Below are 22,140 nucleotides of genomic sequence, written 5' to 3'. Positions count from 1 at the left end.
GGCTGAGGCTGTGCTTGATCTGTTTCGCCAACTTGGCGAACGGGGCCTTGGGATCGCTGCTTGCTTCTTGAATGGTGTAGCTCATCGGGCGTTTCCTTCCTTTGGGTGCCGTGGACGCGTCCTGGTGACAAGCTCCAACTACGAGAGCTCGGTATTCAGTGCTCGGCCAGCTATGAGCAGGTGGGGTTTGTGAAGCGGTTACGATTTCGTATGGAAATATCAACAATCCAGGGCAAATCGAGGCTCTGCCGGGCAATGGCTAGCCGACCCGACACCAGCTGCCTCGCTGTGCCCGTTCGGGCAGGATGAGCCTCCAGATGGCCTCACATTGCTGGCATTGATAGAGCACTTCGCCGCCCAGGACGTTGGCCGGTGCCGTGTACCACGCGGGTGCCGGCACGGGTGTAAAGACGCCCGACGCGCTACGCAGGCGGCCGTCGCACTGCTCGAAGTCGTGATAGTCGCGAAACTCACCGGCCTGGTAGACCTTTGCGCAGCTATGACAGGCCGCCAGGCATTCGAGAAATGCCGGCTGCGGGTCACCGCGGCGCAGCTTCAGGTAGGTGGTCCGTTTGAGCTGGCTGCTGGCTGCATCGGCGTGAGCATCGACCCAGGCGGTCACCTCGTCCTGAGTGATTCGCTCGGCGCGGCGAGCCTGCAAGAGCAGGCTGAGTTGATCAGGGTCCACTTGGCGGCGCTCCATTCATGGGGATGACCCAGGACTCGTCCCAGGTTGAGGTCTGTGCAAGGAACTGGCTGTTGCCACCTGAACCGGCGGCCGGATAGGCCTCGGTCACAGGCTCCCAGCCGATCGGGTGAGAGTCTCCCAACGGCCTTGGGACGCGGGCGTCGATGACCTGTGAAGCGGGTATCTTCAGCACCACTTCGTGCTGGCCCCAGTGATCGAATACCTGGCTCTTGTCCATGCTGACCTTCGGGTCCAGGCCCGGATTATCGAAGGTCATGTAAGCATCACGGTTGATACGCCCCGCATCGCGGTAGTACTTCAGCGTCCGGTAGTTCGTTGCACGGTAGACATAGTCCGAGTGTTGCAGGCGTGATTGCAACTGCGCATGCAAGGCACCGCCCTGTTGGCGCGTCTGCGACACCATTCTCTTGTATTGCTGACGGGTCAGGCTGCGCTCGCCGGGACCCGGCCTGTGGCCACGTTGATGCAGGTTCGACTTCTGGCACGTCAGCCCCAGCGGGTCGGCCCATCCGACTGGGTTGGGTGCGTACTGGTACTGGTTGGTGCCGCCGGCCAAGCCGATTGGATCGGGGCTGAGGAAGCGACCGATATCCGGATCGTAAAAGCGAAACGTGTTGTAGTGCAGGCCTGTTTCCCGATCAAGGTACTGGCCTTGAAAACGCAGGTTCTGCTCTGTGAGGTGAGCATCCTGGCGTTGCTCACTCAGGGTGTTGCCCCAGACCTGGTAGCTGGCTTGCCAAGTGCAGCGGCCATGTTCGTCGGTCAGTTGCTGGGGCAGGCCATTGGGGTCGTTGTGGTAATAGTGCAGCTGTGCGTGCGGACCTTCCCCGTCAACTCGGGCCAGTGGCTCGTGGCCGCTGCCGTCGTACAGGTACAGGCTGTGCCGGCCATTGCTCTGCTCGCCCAGCAGGCGCAGGCCATCCCAGATGAAACGGCTTTCACTGAGCAGGTGACCCTGGGCGTGAAAGTGCTTCTTCTGCGTGCGCCGACCGAGAGGGTCGTACTGCATGCGTACCCGGCTGCCATCGGCATTACGCACTTCCACGAGGCGATGTTCATCGTCGTAGAACAGGCGTTGCAACTGCCGTGCGGCGCTGCGCTTTTCAATCACCCGCCCAAAGGCGTCATAACGGTAACGCTTGTCCTGATAGACGAGCAACTGATCATGGCGAACCACGGTCGCATCCTGCTGCGCGCCTGGCAGCAGGTTGGCCGCGGCATCGTAGGCAAAGGTTTCCAGATGCCCGCTGAGCAGATCCTGCCGGGAAACGATGCGGCCACGAGCATCGTAATGCAGGCCGTGCCGCTGGTGACGCCCCGCCTGGGGGTCATGGTCCAGACGGCCGATCAGGTTGTCGCTGGCATCATAGTCATAACGCTGCTCCGCCTGGGCCGGCAGCTGCACCGGCTGCCCCGCGCCATGGCGGCGGCGCCCGCTCAGGCGTCCGGCACGGTCATAACTGCTGCGGGTGGTCAGGCGACCTTGGCTGCGGAGCACTTCGCGGTGCAGCCGGTCGCGTTCGAAATGGCTGACCTCGTGATCATCGAGATTGAGCATCTGCAGATGACCGCTGCCGTAGTACAAGCGCCTGATGCGCCGACCGTCCGGCAGAAGGGTTTCGGTCAGGTTGTCCAGCGCATCGTAGCGGTGATGCAACGTACCGCTTGCGCCGCTTTCCTGTGCCAGCCTGCCGAGCTGGTCGTAGGCGAAGTTGAGCACCTGAACGTTATCGGTATCGTCGGTGAAACGCACCTCGGTCGGGTTGTCAAGGGCGTCGTACTGGAATCGCGTCTTCCCGTCGCCAGTGGTTTTGCACATCAGCCTGCCGACAGCATCACGCTGCAAATCGTGGACGATGGGCGCTACGTCCCCACTGGCGATCGCAGCGGGCGTGTAAGCCACGGCACTCAGATAACCGTCTGCATCGTAGCGATAGTGGCGGGCCGTGCCGTCGAGCCCATGGCGAATGCTCAGCCGGTCATTGTCGTCCCATCTGAAACGATAGGGCTCGCCGTTCTCGTTGGTAAGACTCTGCAACCTGCCATAGCTGTCGTAGGTATAGGTGATCTGGCTACCCTGCGGCCCCAGAACGGCGGTCACCCGGCCTCTGCGGTCATAGTGATAACGCAGCCCCTTTCCGGCCGGGTCCTGATACGCCTGGACCTGCCCACCCGGATCGCGGATGAACTGTTCGCTGCGGCCATCCGGCAGTTGCCTCTGCAGCAGTCGGCCCTGGGCGTCGTGCTGATACCGGGTGATCTCGCCGAGGGCATCGGTGACCTGTACCAGATTGCCGCACTCGTCATAGGCGAAGCGGGTGGGATAACCGGAACAGTCGACCTGCTCGATGAGCTGGCCGAACGCGTTCCAGCGCAGGGTCTGGCGGTTACCGGAAGCGTCGATGATTTCTACCGGCAGACCACCGTCGTCATAGCGATAGCGGGTGCTATGGCCCAGCGGATCGATCTCTTCCTGACAGTTGCCCCGCGCGTCGTAGCGATATTGCCAGGCGTTGCCGGCAGCATCGGTTTCGCAGACTGGCAGGGCCCAGTGGCCGAGAAATTCGATGCAGTCACGGCGACCCAGCGGATCGGTACAGCCGCAGAGGTTGCCGGACTCGTCATAGTCGTATTGCCAGCGCGCGCCCTGCGGGGAAGTGGCAGCGATCAGCTGGCGCTCGTCGTTCCAGTCGAAAGCCCAGCTCTGACCCAGCGGATCGGTAAAACGGGTGACCTGGTATTGCCGGTCCCAGCAGTGCTCGCGAGTACGCCCGAGCCCGTCTTGGACACGCGTGATACCAGCCTCGATGTCATAGTCGAAGAGGTATTCTTCGCCTTCGCTGGTCCAGTGACGCACGACTCGAGACTGAACCGTACCCACCTCGTTGAATTCGCCCCAGTGATAGAAGCAGCCATGGCCCGTGGGAGTCTGGTGTGCGGTCAGACGGGCCTTGTCATCATAGGCAAAGCGGCGTTTGACCTGGCCATTGGCGTCAACCACCTCACGTAACCACCCCTGCTCGGTATAGCCGTAGGCCGCCAGCAACTGCCGCCGGCCATCGGCGTGGCAGCGTTCCAGCCGCGCCAGACGCGCGGGGTGCACAGTGTCGTAGCACAGCTCCACACGCAGCGCGGCGTCACGGTCACGGATGGCCGCCAACCGACCCTGGACGTCGTATTCGAGCAGCAGGCGATTGTCGTTGCGGTCACCCAGCTTGCTCAGGCGCATCATCCGGGGATTATCGGGGGCCGCCTCGAAAAGCCGGTAAAGGCCATTGTCGTTCTCGATCAGCAACGCTCCGCTGCGGGCATCACGGCGCAGATTGAGACCTTCTCCCGGGCCATAGGCCGCGTCGCCGGGCTCCAGCCAGCCGAGGTCGATGCGTCGGCCTTGTTCATCGGTGTAGATGAAACTGCGCGTGCCGGCGGCATTGCTGATGAGCGTCACCGACACTTCATAGGCAACGCTCCAGCCCGGCCCGAACAGGCCGTCCTGGCGTTCATCGCGGCTGCAATAAAAGCGCTGCCATTCAACGGGCAGCAGAGCTGGCAGCACGCAGTCGAGGTCATCGAGGCCGTTGAGAACCTTGGCGCCAGTGGCGGCATGCACCGGGTTGGGAGCGCCGGTGATGGAGCGGGTCACCGCACCGGCCACCTGATCGACGACAAAGCCATTAACCATGCCCATGGCCAGGCATGGCAGGTTGCTCAGCAACTTGCGCGGGTTGCCACGCAGCGCCATCAGTACGCTCAGGGCCAGGCCAACACCGGGCGTCTTGCCGCTGCGAATCGGCCGTACCACCACGGATTCGCCACCGATGCGTACGTTGGAGGATATCTTGCCAGCGGCCACCACCTTGGCTTCGCAGGTGGCGCGGTCACCACTGCGCACTGCCGGTTGCCCTTCGATGCTGACCTTGCTGGAGCCTTCGGCCAGCAGTTGCAGCGGCATGGGCGGGTGTTTCTCGCAGAGGATGGTGTCCAGCGGGCAGGGGATGGCACCTGGCGCCGGATTCTCTACGGTAGGGTTCCACAACTCACTGAAGAAGCTACTGGCCATGTCCAGATAGCTGGGCTCTGGCGGCTTCTCCAGCTCAGTGCCTGACGGCGGCGCCACCGCGCCCAATTTGCCGGCCGCGCGGGCCGACGGCAGGCCGTTGGTTTGGGTCTTGCTGGCGCCGCTGGAGATCTTGGCTTGCGGGCTGGGCGGGAAGATGGCGTTGGCCAGACCGTCACAGACGCTGGTGACGGCCTTGTCCAGACCGGTGAGGTTCATGCCGACGCCGACCACGACGCTGGCGGCGAAGCCCAGCACACAACCGGCAATACCGCCGGTGGCCACGGTCAGGCCGGTGGCAGCTACCAGCGCAGCGCCGGCGGCGGCATAGGCGGCCACCTCCAGCACGCCACTGAGAACGTCAGCGAAGACCGAGCTGTGTTCAAGATCGTCGCCGAGCCGGGCGGCCCAGAACAGGTCGGACATCGACGCTTATCCCGCTCCGTTGAGTACCAGCGAACACTTGATGCTTTCCCAGTGGCTGGCCTCGGCCTCGCCCATCGGCTGCGGCTTCACGTAGCTCAGCGACATGATGCGGCCCTCGGCGGGTTTGACTCCAAGCTGGAACTGGTACACCTGTTCGGTGCCCTTGATGAACTGGTTGCGCAGCTCCACGGCTTCGATGTCGCCGGACAGACCGACGCGGGTATCGCTGATCGGGCTGGTCTTCATTTCCTTGAGCTGCTTGGCCAGCTTGCCGAGCTGATCCTCGAAGTGGCTGCGCAGGGTTTCGTGTGCTCCCAGATTGCCGCGGGTGATCACCAGCGAGGTGCCCAGGGCAGGGAAACGCAGGATATTGATGGTGCCGTCCTGAACCTCTTCGGTGGGCAGTTGCAGGCTCAGCTCTTGGGTGGTGTAGCTCATCAGGAGTTTCCTTTCTCTTGCCCGAACAGGGATTTGACGGCCGCATCGATGCTGCCCTGATCACCCTGGCCATCGGGCGTGGCGCCAGGGCCGCCGCCGATGTTCAGGTTGAGCACGCCGCCTGTGTTGAATTCCGCGTCGCCGCTGGCGTGGAAGTTGATCGCCACGCCGCTGAGGTTGATCTGGCCGCTGGCGTTGAGTTCGAGGATGCTCTTGCCACAGACCAGGCGCAGGTTCTGGCCGACCTCGATGAGGTAGCTCTGGCTGATGCTGTCGGTCTTGGTCGAGCCCACCAGCAGCACGTCATCTAGTTTCACCGCACGCAGGCGGTTGTTGCCGATGGTGACAGTCTCGTTCATGCCGATGCTCTTGACCCGGTTGTTGCCCACCGAGTGGGTTTCATCCACCTCGACGACGATGTCCTGGTTGCGCTCGGCGTGGATGTACAACTGCTCGGCGCCCTTCTTGTCCTCCATGCGGATTTCGTTGAAGTTGGCCGGCGTGCCGCCCTTGCTGGAGCGGCTCTTGATGCCGCTCTGGGTAGCGTTGGCGGGCAGGTCGTAGGGCACGGTCTGCTCGGCGTTGTAGACCCGACCGGTGATGATCGGCTGGTCGGGGTCGCCTTCGAGGAAGCTGACGATGACCTCCTGGCCGATGCGTGGAATCTGGATGGCGCCCCAGTTCTTGCCGGCCCAGTTCTGCGAGACGCGAATCCAGCAGGAGCTGTTCTCGTTGGACTGGTCGTGGCGGTCCCAGTGGAAGTGCACCTTGACCCGGCCGTACTGGTCGGTCCAGATCTCCTCGCCGGCGGGGCCGACCACCACGGCGGTCTGCGGCCCCTGCACCATTGGCTTGGGCGTGCCGCACAGCGGGCGGAAGGTCTGCTGGGCGTCGGTGCAGGTGAGCTGGCACTCGAACTGGCCACCGCCGCCACTGCCACTCTCCAGGGACTCCTGCAGGACGTGATAACGCGCGCAGACCACCAGATATTCACGGTTCTGGTCGGCGCGACCGAAGCCGGTGAGGCTGAACAGGTTGCCCGAGGCGATGCCGCGCACGCTGCCGCCGAGCTCGACGCGCTCGTGCAGACTCTGCAGCGCCTCGATGCGATTGCGCGCGTACTGCTCGCCGTCGCTGCTCTGCACGTAGGCGCCCGGATAGTCGTACAACGGATAGTCGCCGGCACTGTGCTGGCGCGGCATAACCGAGCGCACGTCGATGCGCGCGCTGGGGCGCTGGAAGTCGTAGTCGTTGAGTTCCATCGAACCCGGCTGCACGTGCTGGGCCAGCTGCCAGTCGTTGATGTGGTCGCGCTCGCGGTGCTGCCCATCAGGCGGGTAGTAGGGCACGCTGGCGTAGCCGGGGGCCGGCACATGGGCGCCGTAGGCATCGGCCAGCACCAGCACATGGCGATCGGCCTCGTGGCGGAAGTAGTAGTAGATGCCCTCCTTCTCCATCAGCCGGCTGACGAAGTCGAAGCTGGTTTCGCGGTACTGCACGCAGTACTCCCACTCGCGATAGGGGCGACTGAGTGCGTCTTCGAAATCGGAGAAACCCAGGTCGCGGAACACCTGCTTGATGATCTGCGGCACGTTCATGTGCTGGAAGATGCGGCAGTCGGAGGTACGGCTGAGCAGCCACAGCCAGGGCCGCAGGGTGACCCGATAAGCCGCGAACTGGCCACGGTCGACGCTCTGCCCGCAGGCGGCGACGATGCCATGGAAATGCCGGTCGCCGCCGCCATGCTGCTGCACGGAGAGCGTCAGCGGCTTGCCAAGCAACTGGTTGAGATCGAGGTTGGCATCGTGGGACACCAGTTGCAGCTCGTACTCGAACAGACGGCCCAGCTCGTCGCTGCCGTGCATCGAGCGCAGCAGCAGGGCGTCCGGCCCGAGCGGGCTGGTGATGCGGGCAAAGCGGGAAGATTGGGCGAAGAACATAGGTCGGGGTTCCGGCCTGCCATGGCGCGGGCCGGCGCTAGCCGACCCGCGCTCGGGCTCAGGCGTTGTCGGCGAAGCTGTAGTTCAGGTCGTTGTCGGCCACACTGACGCGCACGCCGGCCAGCGGCTTGCCTTCCATCATGCGGGTGAGGAACTCGCGACTCATGTCCGGCAGCATGCCGTTGGTGAGAATGGCGTCGATCTGCCGGCCGCCACTCTCGCTCTCGGTGCAGCGCGAAACCACCAGGTCGACCACCGCCTCGTCGTAGTCGAAGGGCACCTTGTGGGTGCTTTCGATGCGCTTCTTGATGCGCCCCAGCTGCAGGCGGGTGATGGCCTTGAGCATGGTGTCGCTGAGCGGGAAATAGGGGATGGTCACCAGACGGCCGAGCAGCGCCGGCGGGAAGATCTCCAGCAGCGGCTGGCGCAGGTCGCGGGCGATGCTTTCCGGGTCGGGCAGGTTGTCCGGGTCCTGGCACAGGCGCGCCACCTGTTCGGTACCGGCGTTGGTGGTGAGCAGGATCAGGGTATTCTTGAAGTCGATCAGGCGCCCTTCGCCGTCTTCCATCACGCCCTTGTCGAACACCTGGAAAAAGATCTCGTGCACGTCCGGGTGGGCCTTTTCCACCTCGTCGAGCAGCACAACGCTGTACGGCCGGCGACGCACCGCCTCGGTCAGCACGCCACCTTCACCGTAGCCGACGTAGCCGGGCGGCGCACCCTTGAGGGTGGAGACGGTGTGCGCCTCCTGGAATTCGCTCATGTTGATGGTGATCAGGTTCTGCTCACCGCCATACAGTGCCTCGGCCAGCGCCAGCGCGGTTTCGGTCTTGCCGACGCCGGAGGTGCCGGCGAGCATGAACACGCCGATCGGCTTGTTGGGGTTGTCGAGGCCGGCGCGGGAGGTCTGGATGCGCTTGGCGATCATCTTCAGCGCGTGGTCCTGGCCGATGATGCGCTTGGCCAGCAGGCTGTCGAGGTTGAGCACGGTCTCGACCTCGTTGCGCGCCATGCGCCCGACCGGAATGCCGGTCCAGTCCGCCACCACCGAGGCCACGGCCTGGTAGTCGACGGTCGGCAGAATCAGCGGGGCTTCGCCCTGCAGCTGGCTCAGGCGCTCCTGCAGCTCGACCAGCCGCGCGCGCAGGGCCTGGTGATCGGTGCCGCTGTCCTGATCGACCACGCCGGCGCTTTCGCGCAGGCTGGCGCGGGTCGCCAGCAGTTCGTCGACCAGCTGCTTCTCTTCGGCCCAGCGGCTTTCCAGCTCGGCCAGGCGCTCACGCTCGGCGGCCAGCAGACTCTCACTGTTGGCCTGACGCAGGCTGACGTCGATGCCGATGGCGTGCTCGCGGGCGATGATCTGCAGTTCGGTTTCCAGCGCTTCGATACGCCGGCGGCTGTCGTCCACCTCGGCCGGTACGGCATGCAGGCTGATGGCTACGCGGGCGCAGGCGGTATCGAGCAGGCTGACCGACTTGTCCGGCAGCTGGCGCGCCGGGATGTAGCGGTGCGAGAGCTTGACCGCAGCGTCCAGGGCTTCGTCGAGGATCTGCACCTGATGGTGCTTCTCCATGGTCGAGGCCACGCCGCGCATCATCAGCAGCGCCTTGTCCTCGGACGGTTCGGGCACTTGCACCACCTGGAAGCGGCGGGTCAGCGCCGGGTCCTTCTCGATGTGCTTCTTGTACTCGGCCCAGGTGGTGGCGGCCACGGTACGCAGGCTGCCGCGCGCCAGCGCCGGCTTGAGCAGGTTGGCCGCGTCGCCGGTACCGGCCGCGCCACCGGCGCCGACCAAGGTGTGGGCTTCGTCGATGAACAGGATGATCGGCTTGGGCGAGGCCTGCACATCTTCGATGACCTGGCGCAGGCGCTGCTCGAACTCGCCTTTCATGCTGGCGCCGGCCTGCAGCAGGCCGACATCCAGGCTGCGCAGCTCGACATCCTTGAGCGAAGGCGGCACGTCACCGGCGGCGATGCGCAGGGCAAAGCCTTCGACCACGGCGGTCTTGCCGACGCCCGCCTCGCCGGTGAGGATCGGGTTGTTCTGCCGGCGGCGCATGAGGATATCGACCAGCTGGCGGATCTCCTCGTCGCGGCCGACGATGGGGTCCAGCTCGCCCTTGCGCGCCTGCTCGGTGAGGTCGATGGTGAAGCGCTTGAGCGCCTCCTGCTTGCCCATCGCCGCTGGCGCCATGGCGCCACTGGCCTCGCCCGGTGCGGCAGCGGCAAAACCGTCGCTGGCGGCCAGGTTGTTCTCCGGCGAATCGCCGACGTACTCGTCGAAACGCTCGCTGAGGGTTTCCACCTTGATCTTGGCGAACTCGCCCGACAGGCCCAGCAGCACCTGGCGCAGGCTCGGCGTCTTGAGGATGCCGATGATCAGGTAGCCGGTGCGCACCTGGTGCTCGCCGAACATCAGGCTGCCGTAGACCCAGCCGCGCTCGACCGCTTCCTCGACGTGCGAGGACAGGTCGGTGATCGAGGTCGAGCCGCGCGGCAGGCGGTCGAGTGCGTCGGTCAGGTCTCGCGCCAGACCCGCCGGCTCCAGGCTGAACTGGCGGATGATGCGGTGCAGGTCGGAGTCCTGCAGCTGCAGGAGCTGATGAAACCAGTGCGCCAGCTCGACGTAGGGATTGCCACGCAGCTTGCAGAACACGGTGGCGGCCTCGATGGCCTTGTAGCCGACGCTGTTGAGCTTGCCGAACAGCGCGGTACGACTGATTTCACCCATGTGAAGTTCTCCTTGATTGATCCGCCGGCGGGGTCGCTGTGGCGTGATGGCGGGCCAGCACCAGATCCCTGGCGTCGTGCTGTGGCTGGCCGAGCCAGGTGGTGTAGCCCAGGCGAGCCTGGCCGTTGAGGCGCAGCGCGGGGACTTCCTCGCGCTGCAGTACGAGATTCAGTTGCCAGTCCAGTTCGTCGCCTTGGTATTCGGCGACCCAGGCCACCAGCGCGGCGAACGAGTCGCCATCGGGCAGCATGGCGTTGTACTGCTCGAGCGTCAGCGGGCCGAAGCAGATACGGAAGCTGTGCTGGCGGTCCCAGACCTGGCTGCCCAGGCAGAAGTCCACGCCCAGCTGGCTGGACTCCACGCCCAGGCGCGTGCGTTCGGGCAGGCTGAGCCAGCTGCCGGCGTATTCCTCGATCTGCACCGGCACGCCGAAGTAATCGGCGAGGATCGCCTTGAGGCCATCGGGGTAACGCGTCTGCGCGGCCAGGTGACCGCTGTAGTGCAGCTTCGCCGCATCGTCCAGCAAGCCCCGCTGGCGTAGGCTGGGCATGCCGCGACCGCTGAAGGCGGCCAGGCGAGCCGACCAGTAATCGTCGTCGGGGCGGTCATGGCTGACGGTCGGCCGGGCCTCGGCCCAGGCACGATAGAACAGGGTCAGCAGGCGATGATGGAACAGGTCGAGGAAGTGCTTGCTGGTGCTGTCGGCGTGGTTGCGCTGGCGCTCGCGCACGTACTCGGTCAAGTGCAGCGGCAGCGGCCCGTTGGGCCCGCCGAGGCCGAAGAAATACTGTTCCAGACGTGCCGGTCGCTCGTCGCTGGCTGGGGTCACAGCGGCCAGGGTGGCCGGGGCGAAAGTGCCCTCCTGGCGCTGCCCGAGGCGCAGCGGATCGTCTGCCAGGCGCCGGGAACGCCCCAGGCGCGGCAGATGCGGATGCTCGTTCTCGATGCGTCGCAGAGCCTGGAAGAAGTCGTACTCCCAGGGCAGCGCCTGCATCTGTGCAAGCGTGTCTAGAGGTTCGGACGACGGCCGGGCCGGGCTTTCCATCGCATGATCTCGCCGCGCTCGGTGCTGCGCAGCACCGTCTCGGTAAAGCTGTTGAGGGATACGTAGCGCGCCAGGAAACGCTCGAACACTGCACCGAGGAGAAACACCCCGGTACCGCGGAAGGCGTTCTCGTCGAACTCCAGGGTGATTTCCAGACCCCGGCCGAAGACGATCGGCCCGGGCATCGGCAGGCGCCGCGTACAGGGTTTGGCGCTGACCTCGCGCAGGCCTTCGATCTGCAGTTGCAGCGCCGGATTCTGCACATCGCCATACAGCCGCAGCATTTCTCGCAGCGCGGCGGCGCCCTGGCCTTGCTCGGCCAGCGACAGGTAGTTCAGTGACAGTTGGCTGATCAGCCGCCAAGCCTGGTTGTCGTGGGCTGCACTGGGACGCGGACGGCTCGGCCCGGCTACGCAGCGCACGCTCTGCACCGGCGCACTGTCGGCCAGGGTGAAGTCGCTCTTGCCGCTGCCGACGCTCATGAACAGCGGCAGGTCGCGGTTGGTGCACAGGGCGCTGAGACCGAGCTGGCGCAGGTCATGGCGATACGGCGCCTGGTGGCTGTCGACCAGGCTGATGAAGGTTTCACTGCCCACATAGCTGGATCGCGTACCGTTGCGGCGCTGTTCGGCCGACAGTACGCGCGGCTCGCGGCGCACGATGTAGTAGGCCTGATCGCGCCCATAGCGCGCGGGATCGCGCACGGCATAGAAGGGCAGGAAGGTCTGCTCCGGGCCACTGCCATGGCCGCTGACGCTGCGCAGCGAATGAATCTCGAAGTCCATGGGCCGTGTGCGGTCGGCAATGGCGTGGTGCTCATGCACCTTGTCGCTCAGGTGGATACGATCCAGGCGCCGCGGAAACAGATTGATCGCAGGGGTGCAGAACGGCAGGAACTGGCTGGCGTCGACCTGGTTCTGCAGGTGGCTGTCGAGGCGATCGAACAGCACGATCAACTCCAGCTCGTTGCCGCTGCACTGGCGCACGGCGCGGCGCAGATTGCAGAAGTCGACGAACAGAAAACGCTGCGGCAGGGCGAAATACTCCTGCAGCAGGCGATAGCCCTGGAAGGCCTGCGGCACCACCGGCAGGGCCGCCTCGGCATCATCGAAGCCGCACGGGCGCAACGCGTCGGCCGGCAGCCGTTCGACCCAGTCGCGCCCCGGCTGGCGGGCGAACACCGCGACGCGGTTGCCCAGCAGTTGCTCGTAGAGACGGAACGGCAGTTCGTCGAGGCCGTTGAGGTACAGCGGCAGGTTGTCCAGATCCAGGCTGGCGAAGGGGATTTCCGCGCCGCTGCGCAGGGTGATGCGCAGGGCAGCCTTGACGCGCGGCTCGCTGGCGGCCAGACGGCCAAGCGCCGCGGCGGGGTTGCTGATGTACTCGGCGTCCGCCACCTGCAGCGGCCACAGGGTCACCGGGTGTGCGGTGCGGTATTCGCAGGGAGTCTGGCTGTCCTTGCCGAGGGTGGCGCGCAACACGCTGTCGCGCGGCAGGTTGAAGCTGCCGTTGAGCGCGCCATCGTTGGCATCGGTGTGCAGCTGCACCACGGTCATCGACGGTGTAGGCGCCAGATAATGCGGGTAGGCGATTTCCAGCAGGTTGTGGGTGAATACCGGGTATTCGGCGTCGAGCTTGAGCTGCACGCGCGCGGTCAGCCAGGCAAAGCCCTCCAGCAGGCGCTCGACGTAGGGGTCGGTGCACTCCAGGCCGGACAGGCTGAGGCGGCTGGCGATTTTCGGGTATTCGCGGGCGAACTCGGCCGCGCCGTCCCGGATGTGTTGCAGCTCCTGGTTGTACAGTTCCAGCAAACGCGGGTTCATGAGCGTCTCCGCTGCGCGGCGGGCAGCACCTGCACATGGCCGGACTCCAGGTCCAGCTCGGTGCGCAACAGCAAGGGCAGGGGCGCCGGCTGGGCCCACAGGTCGCCCTGGATCTCGAAGCTCAGCGCGTTGTGGTTCATCTGTTCGTGACCGACATGCGCCCGCACCCGCACGCTATGGGCGAGGATGCGCGGCTCGAAAGTGACGATGGCGCGCTGGATCAGGCTCTCCAGGGCGGCGATGTCGATCCCGGACACACTGCTGCCGGCCAATGCCGGCAGGCCATAGTTGATTACCGAGGTACCGGCTGGTGTGTGCCGCGTGGTGTCGGCATCGAGCAGGGCGATGGTGTTGAACAGCCAGGTCAGGTCACGCAGCACCGAGGCTTTGAGCTGGCTTAGCGACAGCACGCGACGATCCGCGCTTTCCTGCGCATTGCCGGGGTCATCGTCGGTCAGACGGTCGAGCAGCGAAGGCTGCAGGCGCTCACGCGGGGTCATGGGGCTGGTCATGCGCAGGTTTACCAGTCGAACATCGCGGTGTAGCTCTTCTGATCACCGACACCGCGCAGGCAACTGGCACTCCGCGCCAGCACCGATGGCTCCAGCTGGCCCTCGACCAGTCGAATGGCCTTGTATTGCGAACGGCACTCCAGCTTGCTGTCCGCCACGGGGGCTACATGCAGCACCATGATGATCGGCACATCCTGAAAGGTTTCGACATGAGCCTGGCCATCCTTGCCGACGCTGAAATGACACGGCGAGGCAATGTCCAGCGGCAGTACGCTCTGGTCTGGCTTGCGCAATACGCAGGCCTGGCCAGCGTTCTCCAATCTATAAGTCTGCCCTGCCAGATCCACGTGCTGCGGATAGTCAGAATTGCCTGCGGCAGGCGGGGGAGTCGATTCGGCACATGCACAAAGACTGGTCAACATGCCGAGCAGCAGTAAGGGTGTACGCAGGCGCTTGCTCATGCCAGCTCCCAGAACCAGACCTGCCGGGCCATGTGCCTCGGGTCATCGTAACGGCCTGCGGTAAAGCCGCGTTTCCATAGATCGATGTGGTCGCCCGTGCGCTCATCGACGGTCTGTCCGGCTTGCTGGAAGCAGTCCTTGAAGAAGATCAGTCCGCTCTTGTCGGCCAGCTTGAGACGATCCTGTGCACTGCCGCCGACGATCAGCGGTCGGCCCAGGTGATGTTTCCACAGCCAGTTGGCCAGTGATTCGGCGCCCCTGGCATGTGCATGAGCGCATTTGGGTTCGGTGTAGGTGGCCTTGTTGACCTTGATGGTCTGCTCGGCATTGAGCGCGTAGCTCATGCGAATGGCGCATTGGTTCGCCCATGGGCCATCACATACCTTGCCGTCGGGATACTCGTCCCAGATCTTGAGATATTCGTTCCACAGATTGATAAACGATGGCTTGGCCATGAAACAGTCTCAGTACTGGATGAATCGGAGTCGTCCCAATTCCGAACGCCCCCGGCGCAAGCGCCGGGGGCGGCAGCGCATCAGATCTTGACGTTGGAACGGATGTTCCAGCCGTACTTGATCGGGCCGCCTTCCTTGGTACCGTCAGCTTTCTGCGGCTGGTAGTCGACCGTGACCTTGGCGAAGTTCAGGGTGATGTTCTCGATCAGACGATCGTCGTTGCCCGAACCGCCGGTGCTCAGCGAGGAAATCAGCACTTCTTCGAGGTTGATGATCAGGTACTCGACCTGGGAATCACCGCCCGCCTTGCGCACGGTGAGGGTGACCTTGGGAACGTGCTTGCCGCTGGAGCAATGCATCATCAGGTTGGGGGTAGCCTTGTCGACGTACTTGGTCAGCGACAGATCCTGGATGCTCACCTTGCCTGCGCCACCACCGGTGCCGGTGTGCATGTTGCCGGACTGGGACATGCCCCAGCTCCAGTTGAGCACTTCGATTTCGTCCTTGTGGGTCTTGTCCTGAGACTCGCCCTTGATGTCACCGATCTTGATGAAGATATCAACAGCCATGTTTTCTCCTGAGGTGGCATGGGCCACTGCGTAAATTTAGGGATGACCCTGGTCATCTCACTCGCCTTGCAAATCCATCGACCTGTCCCGTACGACGTTGCGCTTCAGCCGCAAGCGGCTCGCGGCTGAAGCCGCTCCTACGGGTTGTCGGTCGGGTTATGCGCCCTTGGCCGACGGCAGTTTGGAAACCAGCCGCAGCGACACCGTCAGCCCTTCGAGCTGGTAGTGCGGACGCAGGTAGAACTTCGAGTTGTAGTAACCCGGGTTGCCCTCCACCTCTTCCACCACGACTTCTGCAGCAGCGAGCGGGTGCTGCGCCTTGGTGGTTTCGGTGGAATGCGCCGGGTCACCGTCGACGTACTTGAGGATCCAGTCCTGCAGCCAGAGCTGCATCTCGTCGCGCTCCTTGAACGAGCCGATCTTGTCGCGAACGATGCACTTCAGGTAATGCGCGAAACGGCAGGTAGCGAACAGGTAAGGCAGGCGCGCGGCCAGGTTGGCGTTGGCGGTGGCATCCGGATCGTCGTACTCGGCCGGTTTCTGCAGCGACTGCGCACCGATGAAGGCGGCGAAGTCGGTGTTCTTCTTGTGCAGCAGCGGCATGAAGCCGTTCTTCGCCAGCTCGGCCTCGCGGCGGTCGGAGATGGCGATCTCGGTCGGGCATTTCATGTCCACGCCACCGTCGTCGGTGGGGAAGGTGTGCGCCGGCAGGTTCGGCACTTCGCCGCCGGACTCGACGCCACGGATGCGCGAGCACCAGCCGTAGTGCTTGAAGGAACGGTTGATGTTCACCGCCATGGCGTAGGCGGCATTGGCCCAGGTGTACTTGCTGCTGTCGGCGCCGTCGGTATTTTCCTCGAAGGCGAAGGCCTCCACCGGATCGGTCTTGGCGCCATACGGCAGACGGGCGAGGAAGCGCGGCATGGTCAGGCCGATGTAGCGCGAATCCTCGGACTCGCGCAGCGAGCGCCAGCCGGCGTATTCCGGGGTGGTGAAGATCTTGGTCAGGTCACGCGGGTTGGACAGTTCCTGCCAGGAGCCCATGCCCATCACCGTCGGCGAGGCAGCCGCGATGAACGGCGCGTGCATTGCCGCGCAGACCTTGGACAGTTCGCCGAGCAGCTCGACGTCGGGCGGCGACTGATCGAAGTAGTAATCGCCGACCAGGCAGCCGTAGGGCTCGCCACCGAACTGGCCGTATTCCTCTTCGTAGAGCTTCTTGAACACCGGACTCTGGTCCCAGGCGGTGCCCTTGAATTTCTTCAGGGTCTTGTGCAGCTCCGGCTTGGAGATGTTGAGCACGCGGATCTTCAGCTGCTCGTCGCTCTCGGTGTTGTTCACCAGGTAGTGCAGACCACGCCAGGCGCTTTCCACCTGCTGGAAGTCGCTGTGGTGGATGATCTGGTTGACCTGTGCGGTGAGCTTGGCGTCGATGGCGGCGATGATCGACTCGATGGACTTGATCGCATCGTTGGAGATCAGATCGGTCTGCGCCAGGGCCTGTTCGGCCAGGGTACGCACGGCCGTTTCCACCGCTTCCTTGGCGCGTTCGGTCTTGGGTTTGAATTCCTGCATCAGCAGCGAGGCGAATTCGCTGGTCTGCTCGGTGCTGGCCAGTGCGGCCTGGTCGTGTTGCAACTGTTCGCTCATGGTGGTCTTCCGAATCAGGCCTGGGGCTCGTTGTCCTGGGGTTTCGGCGCGCTGGCCAGGGCCTGCAGCAATGCAGGGTCCTTGATCGCCTTCATGATGATGTCCTCGGCGCCGGTCTTGCCGTCCATGTAGGTCAGCAGGTTGGCCAGCTGGGTACGGGCCTCCAGCAACTGGTTGAGGGCGTCCACCTGGCGCGCCACGGCGGCCGGGCTGAAGTCGTCCATGCTCTGGAAGGTCATGTCGATGCTCAGGTTGCCTTCGCCGGTCAGCTCGTTGGGCACGTTGAACGCCACACGCGGCTTCATCGCCTTGAGGCGCGAGTCGAAGTTGCCGACATCGATTTCCAGGAACTTGCGATCGGCCACCGCCGGCAGCGGCTCGGCAGGCTTGCCGGTGAGGTCGGACATGACGCCCATGACGAAGGGCAGCTGGACCTTTTTCTCGGCGCCGTAGAGTTCGACGTCGTATTCGATCTGCACACGGGGCGCGCGATTGCGCGCGATGAATTTCTGAGAACTGCTGTTCGCCATGCTTTCTCTCCTGGTCGCCTGACGCGACGCGGCGTGTCGGCCACCGGCCGTCTACGGTAAAGCGTGATCCCGCATACCTGGGCCAGTCGGCCTAGTACTCGTCGGGGCCGCGCAGGTTTTCGAACTGGCTCATGCCATCGGGTATGAGGTTGCGCACGATGGTCGCGAAGTCGGCATTGACCAGGCTGCGAGCCCGGTTGAGCAGCACCGGCAACGGGCTGGAAGGCTCGTGGCGGGCGTAGTAGGTGAGAATCCGCTCCAGGCTCTTGAGCACGTCGTCGCGATTGGCGATTTCGCCATTGGCACGCACGGTGGCAGGCGTTGCTGACTGCATCGGCGCATCGTCAGTGACTGACGCATCTGCCAAATGTTCGCCGGCGCCGGCAGGGCTGTCGCCGATTACCTGCAAGGCCAGCTTGAGCGGTTGTTGCAGCGCCGCCAGCTCCACGCCCTGCGCGGAACCGACCTGTTCGCTGACCAGCCGCTCGATCGCATCCAGGCTGTGCAAGGCGCGGCCAAGGGCGTCGCGAGTGAGCTGCAGGGATTCGCTGTCGGCATCCTGCAGGGCGCCACCAAGTTCTTCGATGCTGAGGCTTTCACTGCTGGCCGGATGCAAGCCGGCGGCGTTCAGTGCGGCGCGCAGGGTGATGCTGCCGAACACGCGTGAACGCACCAGCACGGCATCGCGCAGCAGGCCGAGATTGGTCTCGCAGGTGAGGCCGGAAAGGGTGTTGATGCGTACGGTGGGATCGTTGTCGTCGTCGGCATCGAGCTGCGGGTGGATCTCGGGCCAGTAGCGCGAGAGCAGTTCGAGGATCAATTCGAGGCTGTCGGCCAGCCCTTCGACACCGCGCAGCGCCAGGCGGCTCTGCAGCAGGTAGTGGGTGACGCGCAAGTCCTTGCTGCGCTGCAAAAGGGCGTGACAGGCCTGTTCCAGCTGGCGCCACTCGGGCGGCTCGGCGGCCTGGATGGCATCACCCATGCTGCGCTCGGGGCGCCCCAACGCATCGCGCTCCAGTTGGAGAAAATCGCTGTCGTATTCCAGATCTTCGCCGCAGGGCGAAGTATCCGAAATGGCGGCGAATAACAACGAATTCTCCACGGATTCGATCTCCTTATCGATTTGAACTGCGTCACAATAAGTGCCCAAACTTCATCCTGGCTGGCACTTTGCCAACTAACGCTTAATGTTAATTGGCCACTACGCATTGTCGATGGCGTCGCGCATTTTTTAACTTAAAAATATATAAAGTCAAGGTAGTATGGCGACCGCCCAGAACCTTTGTGAACTTCGGCAAAGTTTCGTCAAGTTGTGAGATTGCGCACATACTTGAACCCCGAAAGAATAGGTAAGATCGCGTGTTTCCGCGTTCAGGGGCCCCTTAGACGGATGTTCAATCAGGGCTAAAAGCGGTCTGTAAGCCTTGTAAATAAAGGCTTTCACGGTTTTCAAAGGTGTCACAAGAGCCGGGCAGGGAGGCCATATGGCGCTGCGCTTGACCATCACCAGCTATCACAAGATCACCCCCGGCCAATGTCCCGAGAAAACCTTGGAACAAGGCATGATGGCAATTGGCCGTAGCACGGATAATGACTGGGTATTACCTGACCCGGCGCGCCTGGTTTCCTCTAAACATTGCCTTGTGCAAAACAAGGACGGCCGTTACTACATCACCGACAGCAGCACCAACGGTGTCGAACTGCTCCAGGCCGGTATCCGCATGCAACGCGGCAACAGTGAACTTCTGCAGCATGGCGAAGTTATTCGAATCGGCGAGTACGAAATTGCAGTAGCGCTGGAAAGTTCCATTGCAGAGGGCTCCGCGCCGTTTCCCGATACCACGTCTGCAAACAGTTTCGAAGCGCTGATGGCCAACCAACAGGCCACTCCAGTCAGCCCTTTCGATGCACCGGCCAACCCCTTCGATGCCTCGGCCAGCGCCCATCTGCAAAGCGTCGCTCCGCACGAGACTTTGCCCGATCTGTTCGATTTTCTTGGCCCGAGCACAGCCGCGCCGGCCCCTGTTGCCGACCATGTGCCCGCGCAACAGCATGACTTCCGACCGCCGGAATTCAAGGCACCTGCCCCGCCCATCGAACCCACCCCCAGTGCCCCGAGCCTGATCCCCGATGACTGGAACCTGTTCGATGACATCGCGCCGGCAGCCGCTCCGGCTGCACCCTTGCCGGAACATGCTCCACCGCCGGAACCCTTCCAGCCGATACCTGCGCCGGTGCCGAGTCCCGCACCTGCTGCCCCGGTTGCTGCGCCGGTCAGCCAGGCTCCAGCCATCCAGCCGCAGAGCGCTCAACCGGACGATGCAATGCTACAGGCCTTCCTGCGCGGTGCCGGGCTGGATCAGCTGCGTCTGGATGGCCAGCAGGCCGCCGCGCAGATGGAAAGCATCGGGCGCAGTTATCGCCTGATGGTCGAGGGCCTGATCGATGTACTGCGGGCGCGCAGCAGCCTCAAGGGCGAGTTCCGCCTTCAGCAGACCATGGTGCAGCCGGTGGAAAACAACCCGCTGAAGTTCGCCCCCAACGCCGAAGAAGCCTTGCTCCTGTTGCTGCGTGGCGGCAACTCGGCGTTCATGCCGGCCGACCAGGCCGTACAGGATGGCTTCGAGGACCTGCGCGCCCATCAACTGGCCGTCATGGCCGGCGTACAGGCCGCCATCCGTCACCTGCTGGCGCGTTTCGAACCGCAGGCACTGGAAGCACGCATGGGCAAGGGAGGCGGGCTGGCCAGCCTGCTGCCGGGCTCGCGCCAGGCGCAGTGCTGGCAGCAGTTCGTGGAGCTCTACGCGACCTTGTCGCGCGAAGCCGAAGACGATTTTCAGGACCTGTTCGGCCGCGAGTTCGGCCGGGCCTATGAGCAACATATCGCCCGTCAACGACGCCCCTGACGGGCCCGGGCAAGGATGACAACGTGCGACAACGACTACTTCGGCCCGCTCTGCTGGGCCTGGTGCTGGCAGGGCTTGGCAGCGGCTGCAGCAAGGACGCGATGGACGACAGCACTGCCGCACAAGGGCCAACCAGCGTCGTGCTGCAACTGCAGGCCGGCGACGAACTGAACCCTACCGTCGAAGGCTACAGCGCCCCGGTGCGTGTGCGCCTGTTGGAGCTGCGCAGCGCCGCCGCATTCAGCCGGACCGATTACTTCAGCCTCGCCGAGCGCGCAGCAGCGACCCTGGGCGGCGAGCTGGTGGCCGAGGACGAATGGCTGGTCCATCCCGGCCAGACACGGGAGCTGAAACGCACGCTCGACCCGGAAACGCGTCATCTGGGCCTGCTGGTCGGCTACCGCGAAATTGACCGGGCGCAGTGGCGCGTGGTCCTAGAGCCAAAGCAGGGCAGCCGCAGCCATTACCGCATCGACCTCGGGACCCACGCCGCCAGCGCTGCTGAGCTCGCCGCGCCGTCCCGCCTCGACTCTCGCTAACAGGAGCCTGTATGTCCTGGAACAACCGTGTGATCTGGTCCGAAGGCATGTTCATCGGCACCCAGCATTTCCAGCAGCATGACCGCTACCTGGAGGCACTGATCGACGCCCGCAGCCGCCCGCTGTCGGCCGCCGGCTGGGGCTTCGCCGAGCTGCAGCTGGATATCGGCCTGCTGGCACAGGGCAAGCTGGCCATCGTCAGCGCCCGCGGCCTGTTGCCCGACGGCACACCGTTCAACATCCCCCAGGATGACGTGGCGCCGGAGCCATTGGAAATCCCCGACGACCTGCGCGACGGCGTGATCTATCTGGCCCTGCCGCTGCGCCGGGCGGGTGTGCGAGACACCGTCGAAGCGGGTGAAGCGCTGGGCGGCGCGCGCTATCGTGGCCAGGTCCGCGAAGTGCGCGACGACAACGCCGCGTTTGAAAGCCGTGTGCCGGTGATGGTTGGCGAACGCGCCCTGCGCCTGTTGACCGCCGCCGATGGCCTGCAGGAATACGCCGTGCTGGGCGTGGCGCGCGTGCGGGAAAAACGCGCCGACCGCGCCCTGGTGCTGGACGAACAGTACATCCCACCGCTGCTCGACGTGGCGGCCAGCGCACCACTGGCAGCCTTTCGTGGCGAACTGCTGGGCTTGCTGCACCAGCGTGGCGAAGCCCTGGCCGGGCGCGTGGTGGCCTCCAGCGCCGGCGGCGCTTCGGAAATTGCCGATTTCATGCTGCTGCAACTGGTCAACCGCGCGCAGCCACTGTTCGCCCACCTGGCCCAGCTGCAACCCTTGCACCCGGAGCGTCTGTACAGCGAATTGCTGGCTCTGGCCGGCGAGTTCGCCACCTTCTCCAACGCCGGGCGCAGGCCGCTGGAGTTCCCGCCCTACATCCACGATGACCTGCAGGCCAGCTTCACCCCGGTGATGCAGGCACTGCGCGAAGCCCTGTCGATGCTGATCGACAGCAAGGCCGTACCCATTCCCATCGTCGAGAAGGCCTACGGCGTGCACGTGGCCATGCTGGCCGACCGCAGCCTGCTGGACAGCGCCAGCTTCATCTTGGTGGTCCGCGCCGACATGCCCGCCGAGACCCTGCGCGGGCGCTTCGGCCAGCAGAGCAAGATCGGCTCGGTGGAGCACATTCGCGATTTGGTCAACCTGCAGCTGCCGGGTATCAACCTGCTGCCGCTGCCGGTGGCGCCAAGGCAGATTCCATTCCACGCCGGCTCGACCTACTACGAGCTCGACCGTGGCAGCGAACACTGGAAGCAGCTGGCGCATTCCGGCGGCTTCGCCTTCCACGTGGCGGGCGAGTACCCCGGCCTGAATCTGGCCTTCTGGGCGATACGGGGTTAATCC

17 protein-coding genes are annotated in these 22,140 nt (G+C 64.3%); 3 read left to right on the top strand and 14 right to left on the bottom strand.

Annotation, left to right across the window (positions count from 1 at the left end; translation table 11 throughout):
- Nucleotides 1-259 precede the first annotated feature (259 nt).
- The 14 genes from P3C50_RS13930 to tssA all read right to left on the bottom strand — a co-directional run bounded on the left by P3C50_RS13930 (nucleotide 260) and on the right by tssA (nucleotide 18,448).
- Nucleotides 260-688, bottom strand: a complete 429-nt coding sequence (locus tag P3C50_RS13930; RefSeq protein ID WP_275546457.1) for a hypothetical protein — start codon at nucleotides 686-688, stop codon at nucleotides 260-262.
- Nucleotides 678-5,192 carry an RHS repeat-associated core domain-containing protein gene (locus P3C50_RS13925; RefSeq protein ID WP_275546456.1) on the bottom strand — a complete coding sequence of 1,505 codons (4,515 nt, stop codon included), beginning with the start codon at nucleotides 5,190-5,192 and terminating at the stop codon, nucleotides 678-680. The genes P3C50_RS13930 and P3C50_RS13925 overlap by 11 nt, the downstream gene beginning before the upstream one ends.
- Nucleotides 5,193-5,198: 6 nt before the next feature.
- On the bottom strand, nucleotides 5,199-5,630 hold the full coding sequence (locus P3C50_RS13920) for a DcrB-related protein (RefSeq protein WP_275546455.1): 432 nt from the start codon (nucleotides 5,628-5,630) through the stop codon (nucleotides 5,199-5,201).
- Nucleotides 5,630-7,570, bottom strand: coding sequence for a type VI secretion system Vgr family protein (locus P3C50_RS13915; protein ID WP_275546454.1), 1,941 nt, complete (start codon nucleotides 7,568-7,570; stop codon nucleotides 5,630-5,632). Before P3C50_RS13915 ends, P3C50_RS13920 begins: the two co-directional genes overlap by 1 nt.
- Nucleotides 7,571-7,628: 58 nt before the next feature.
- The gene (tssH, locus tag P3C50_RS13910; RefSeq protein ID WP_275546453.1) at nucleotides 7,629-10,301 is read right to left on the bottom strand and encodes a type VI secretion system ATPase TssH; all 2,673 of its coding nucleotides are present in this window, start codon (nucleotides 10,299-10,301) and stop codon (nucleotides 7,629-7,631) included.
- Nucleotides 10,294-11,346: a type VI secretion system baseplate subunit TssG gene (tssG, locus tag P3C50_RS13905; protein ID WP_275546452.1), complete on the bottom strand. Its 1,053-nt coding sequence runs from the start codon at nucleotides 11,344-11,346 to the stop codon at nucleotides 10,294-10,296. The genes tssH and tssG overlap by 8 nt, the downstream gene beginning before the upstream one ends.
- On the bottom strand, nucleotides 11,310-13,169 hold the full coding sequence (gene tssF / locus P3C50_RS13900) for a type VI secretion system baseplate subunit TssF (protein ID WP_275546451.1): 1,860 nt from the start codon (nucleotides 13,167-13,169) through the stop codon (nucleotides 11,310-11,312). Before tssF ends, tssG begins: the two co-directional genes overlap by 37 nt.
- Nucleotides 13,166-13,681: a type VI secretion system baseplate subunit TssE gene (gene tssE, locus P3C50_RS13895; protein WP_197858723.1), complete on the bottom strand. Its 516-nt coding sequence runs from the start codon at nucleotides 13,679-13,681 to the stop codon at nucleotides 13,166-13,168. Before tssE ends, tssF begins: the two co-directional genes overlap by 4 nt.
- An 8-nt stretch (nucleotides 13,682-13,689) precedes the next feature.
- Nucleotides 13,690-14,142 (bottom strand): hypothetical protein, encoded by a 453-nt coding sequence (locus tag P3C50_RS13890; protein WP_275546450.1) that lies wholly within the window; start codon nucleotides 14,140-14,142, stop codon nucleotides 13,690-13,692.
- The gene (locus tag P3C50_RS13885) at nucleotides 14,139-14,597 is read right to left on the bottom strand and encodes a T6SS effector amidase Tae4 family protein (protein ID WP_197858721.1); all 459 of its coding nucleotides are present in this window, start codon (nucleotides 14,595-14,597) and stop codon (nucleotides 14,139-14,141) included. Before P3C50_RS13885 ends, P3C50_RS13890 begins: the two co-directional genes overlap by 4 nt.
- Before the next feature lie 80 nt (nucleotides 14,598-14,677).
- Nucleotides 14,678-15,166: a type VI secretion system tube protein Hcp gene (locus tag P3C50_RS13880; RefSeq protein ID WP_197858720.1), complete on the bottom strand. Its 489-nt coding sequence runs from the start codon at nucleotides 15,164-15,166 to the stop codon at nucleotides 14,678-14,680.
- Between the two features lie 156 nt (nucleotides 15,167-15,322).
- Nucleotides 15,323-16,816 (bottom strand): type VI secretion system contractile sheath large subunit, encoded by a 1,494-nt coding sequence (gene tssC / locus P3C50_RS13875; RefSeq protein ID WP_161864242.1) that lies wholly within the window; start codon nucleotides 16,814-16,816, stop codon nucleotides 15,323-15,325.
- Between the two features lie 14 nt (nucleotides 16,817-16,830).
- Nucleotides 16,831-17,346 carry a type VI secretion system contractile sheath small subunit gene (tssB, locus tag P3C50_RS13870; RefSeq protein ID WP_275546449.1) on the bottom strand — a complete coding sequence of 172 codons (516 nt, stop codon included), beginning with the start codon at nucleotides 17,344-17,346 and terminating at the stop codon, nucleotides 16,831-16,833.
- Nucleotides 17,347-17,437: 91 nt separating this feature from the next.
- Nucleotides 17,438-18,448 carry a type VI secretion system protein TssA gene (gene tssA / locus P3C50_RS13865; protein WP_275546448.1) on the bottom strand — a complete coding sequence of 337 codons (1,011 nt, stop codon included), beginning with the start codon at nucleotides 18,446-18,448 and terminating at the stop codon, nucleotides 17,438-17,440.
- A gap of 382 nt (nucleotides 18,449-18,830) precedes the next feature.
- Here tssA and tagH point away from each other — a divergent pair, with 382 nt between their 5' ends.
- The 3 genes from tagH to tssK are packed head-to-tail and all read left to right on the top strand — an operon-like array spanning nucleotide 18,831 to nucleotide 22,137.
- The gene (gene tagH / locus P3C50_RS13860; RefSeq protein ID WP_275546447.1) at nucleotides 18,831-20,252 is read left to right on the top strand and encodes a type VI secretion system-associated FHA domain protein TagH; all 1,422 of its coding nucleotides are present in this window, start codon (nucleotides 18,831-18,833) and stop codon (nucleotides 20,250-20,252) included.
- Nucleotides 20,253-20,275: 23 nt separating this feature from the next.
- Nucleotides 20,276-20,791, top strand: a complete 516-nt coding sequence (gene tssJ / locus P3C50_RS13855) for a type VI secretion system lipoprotein TssJ (protein WP_275546446.1) — start codon at nucleotides 20,276-20,278, stop codon at nucleotides 20,789-20,791.
- Between the two features lie 11 nt (nucleotides 20,792-20,802).
- Nucleotides 20,803-22,137 carry a type VI secretion system baseplate subunit TssK gene (tssK, locus tag P3C50_RS13850; protein WP_275546444.1) on the top strand — a complete coding sequence of 445 codons (1,335 nt, stop codon included), beginning with the start codon at nucleotides 20,803-20,805 and terminating at the stop codon, nucleotides 22,135-22,137.
- Nucleotides 22,138-22,140 lie beyond the last annotated feature (3 nt).

It is taken from the genome of Pseudomonas sp. Marseille-Q0931 (genome assembly GCF_940789645.1).
Taxonomy (GTDB): Bacteria; Pseudomonadota; Gammaproteobacteria; order Pseudomonadales; family Pseudomonadaceae; genus Aquipseudomonas.
Note: the sequence above shows the minus strand (reverse complement) of the source record. Positions and strands in the feature narration are given on the sequence as shown.

What these genes read in the sequence shown, in the direction of transcription:
- P3C50_RS13925 (WP_275546456.1), bottom strand. Translation starts at nt 5,192, where the DNA reads ATGTCCGACCTGTTCTGGGCCGCCCGGCTCGGCGACGATCTTGAACAC.
- tssG (WP_275546452.1), bottom strand. Translation starts at nt 11,346, where the DNA reads ATGGAAAGCCCGGCCCGGCCGTCGTCCGAACCTCTAGACACGCTTGCA.
- P3C50_RS13915 (WP_275546454.1), bottom strand. Translation starts at nt 7,570, where the DNA reads ATGTTCTTCGCCCAATCTTCCCGCTTTGCCCGCATCACCAGCCCGCTC.
- tssK (WP_275546444.1), top strand. Translation starts at nt 20,803, where the DNA reads ATGTCCTGGAACAACCGTGTGATCTGGTCCGAAGGCATGTTCATCGGC.
- tssH (WP_275546453.1), bottom strand. Translation starts at nt 10,301, where the DNA reads ATGGGTGAAATCAGTCGTACCGCGCTGTTCGGCAAGCTCAACAGCGTC.
- P3C50_RS13920 (WP_275546455.1), bottom strand. Translation starts at nt 5,630, where the DNA reads ATGAGCTACACCACCCAAGAGCTGAGCCTGCAACTGCCCACCGAAGAG.
- tssB (WP_275546449.1), bottom strand. Translation starts at nt 17,346, where the DNA reads ATGGCGAACAGCAGTTCTCAGAAATTCATCGCGCGCAATCGCGCGCCC.
- tagH (WP_275546447.1), top strand. Translation starts at nt 18,831, where the DNA reads ATGGCGCTGCGCTTGACCATCACCAGCTATCACAAGATCACCCCCGGC.
- P3C50_RS13880 (WP_197858720.1), bottom strand. Translation starts at nt 15,166, where the DNA reads ATGGCTGTTGATATCTTCATCAAGATCGGTGACATCAAGGGCGAGTCT.
- tssF (WP_275546451.1), bottom strand. Translation starts at nt 13,169, where the DNA reads ATGAACCCGCGTTTGCTGGAACTGTACAACCAGGAGCTGCAACACATC.
- tssC (WP_161864242.1), bottom strand. Translation starts at nt 16,816, where the DNA reads ATGAGCGAACAGTTGCAACACGACCAGGCCGCACTGGCCAGCACCGAG.
- tssE (WP_197858723.1), bottom strand. Translation starts at nt 13,681, where the DNA reads ATGACCAGCCCCATGACCCCGCGTGAGCGCCTGCAGCCTTCGCTGCTC.
- P3C50_RS13890 (WP_275546450.1), bottom strand. Translation starts at nt 14,142, where the DNA reads ATGAGCAAGCGCCTGCGTACACCCTTACTGCTGCTCGGCATGTTGACC.
- P3C50_RS13885 (WP_197858721.1), bottom strand. Translation starts at nt 14,597, where the DNA reads ATGGCCAAGCCATCGTTTATCAATCTGTGGAACGAATATCTCAAGATC.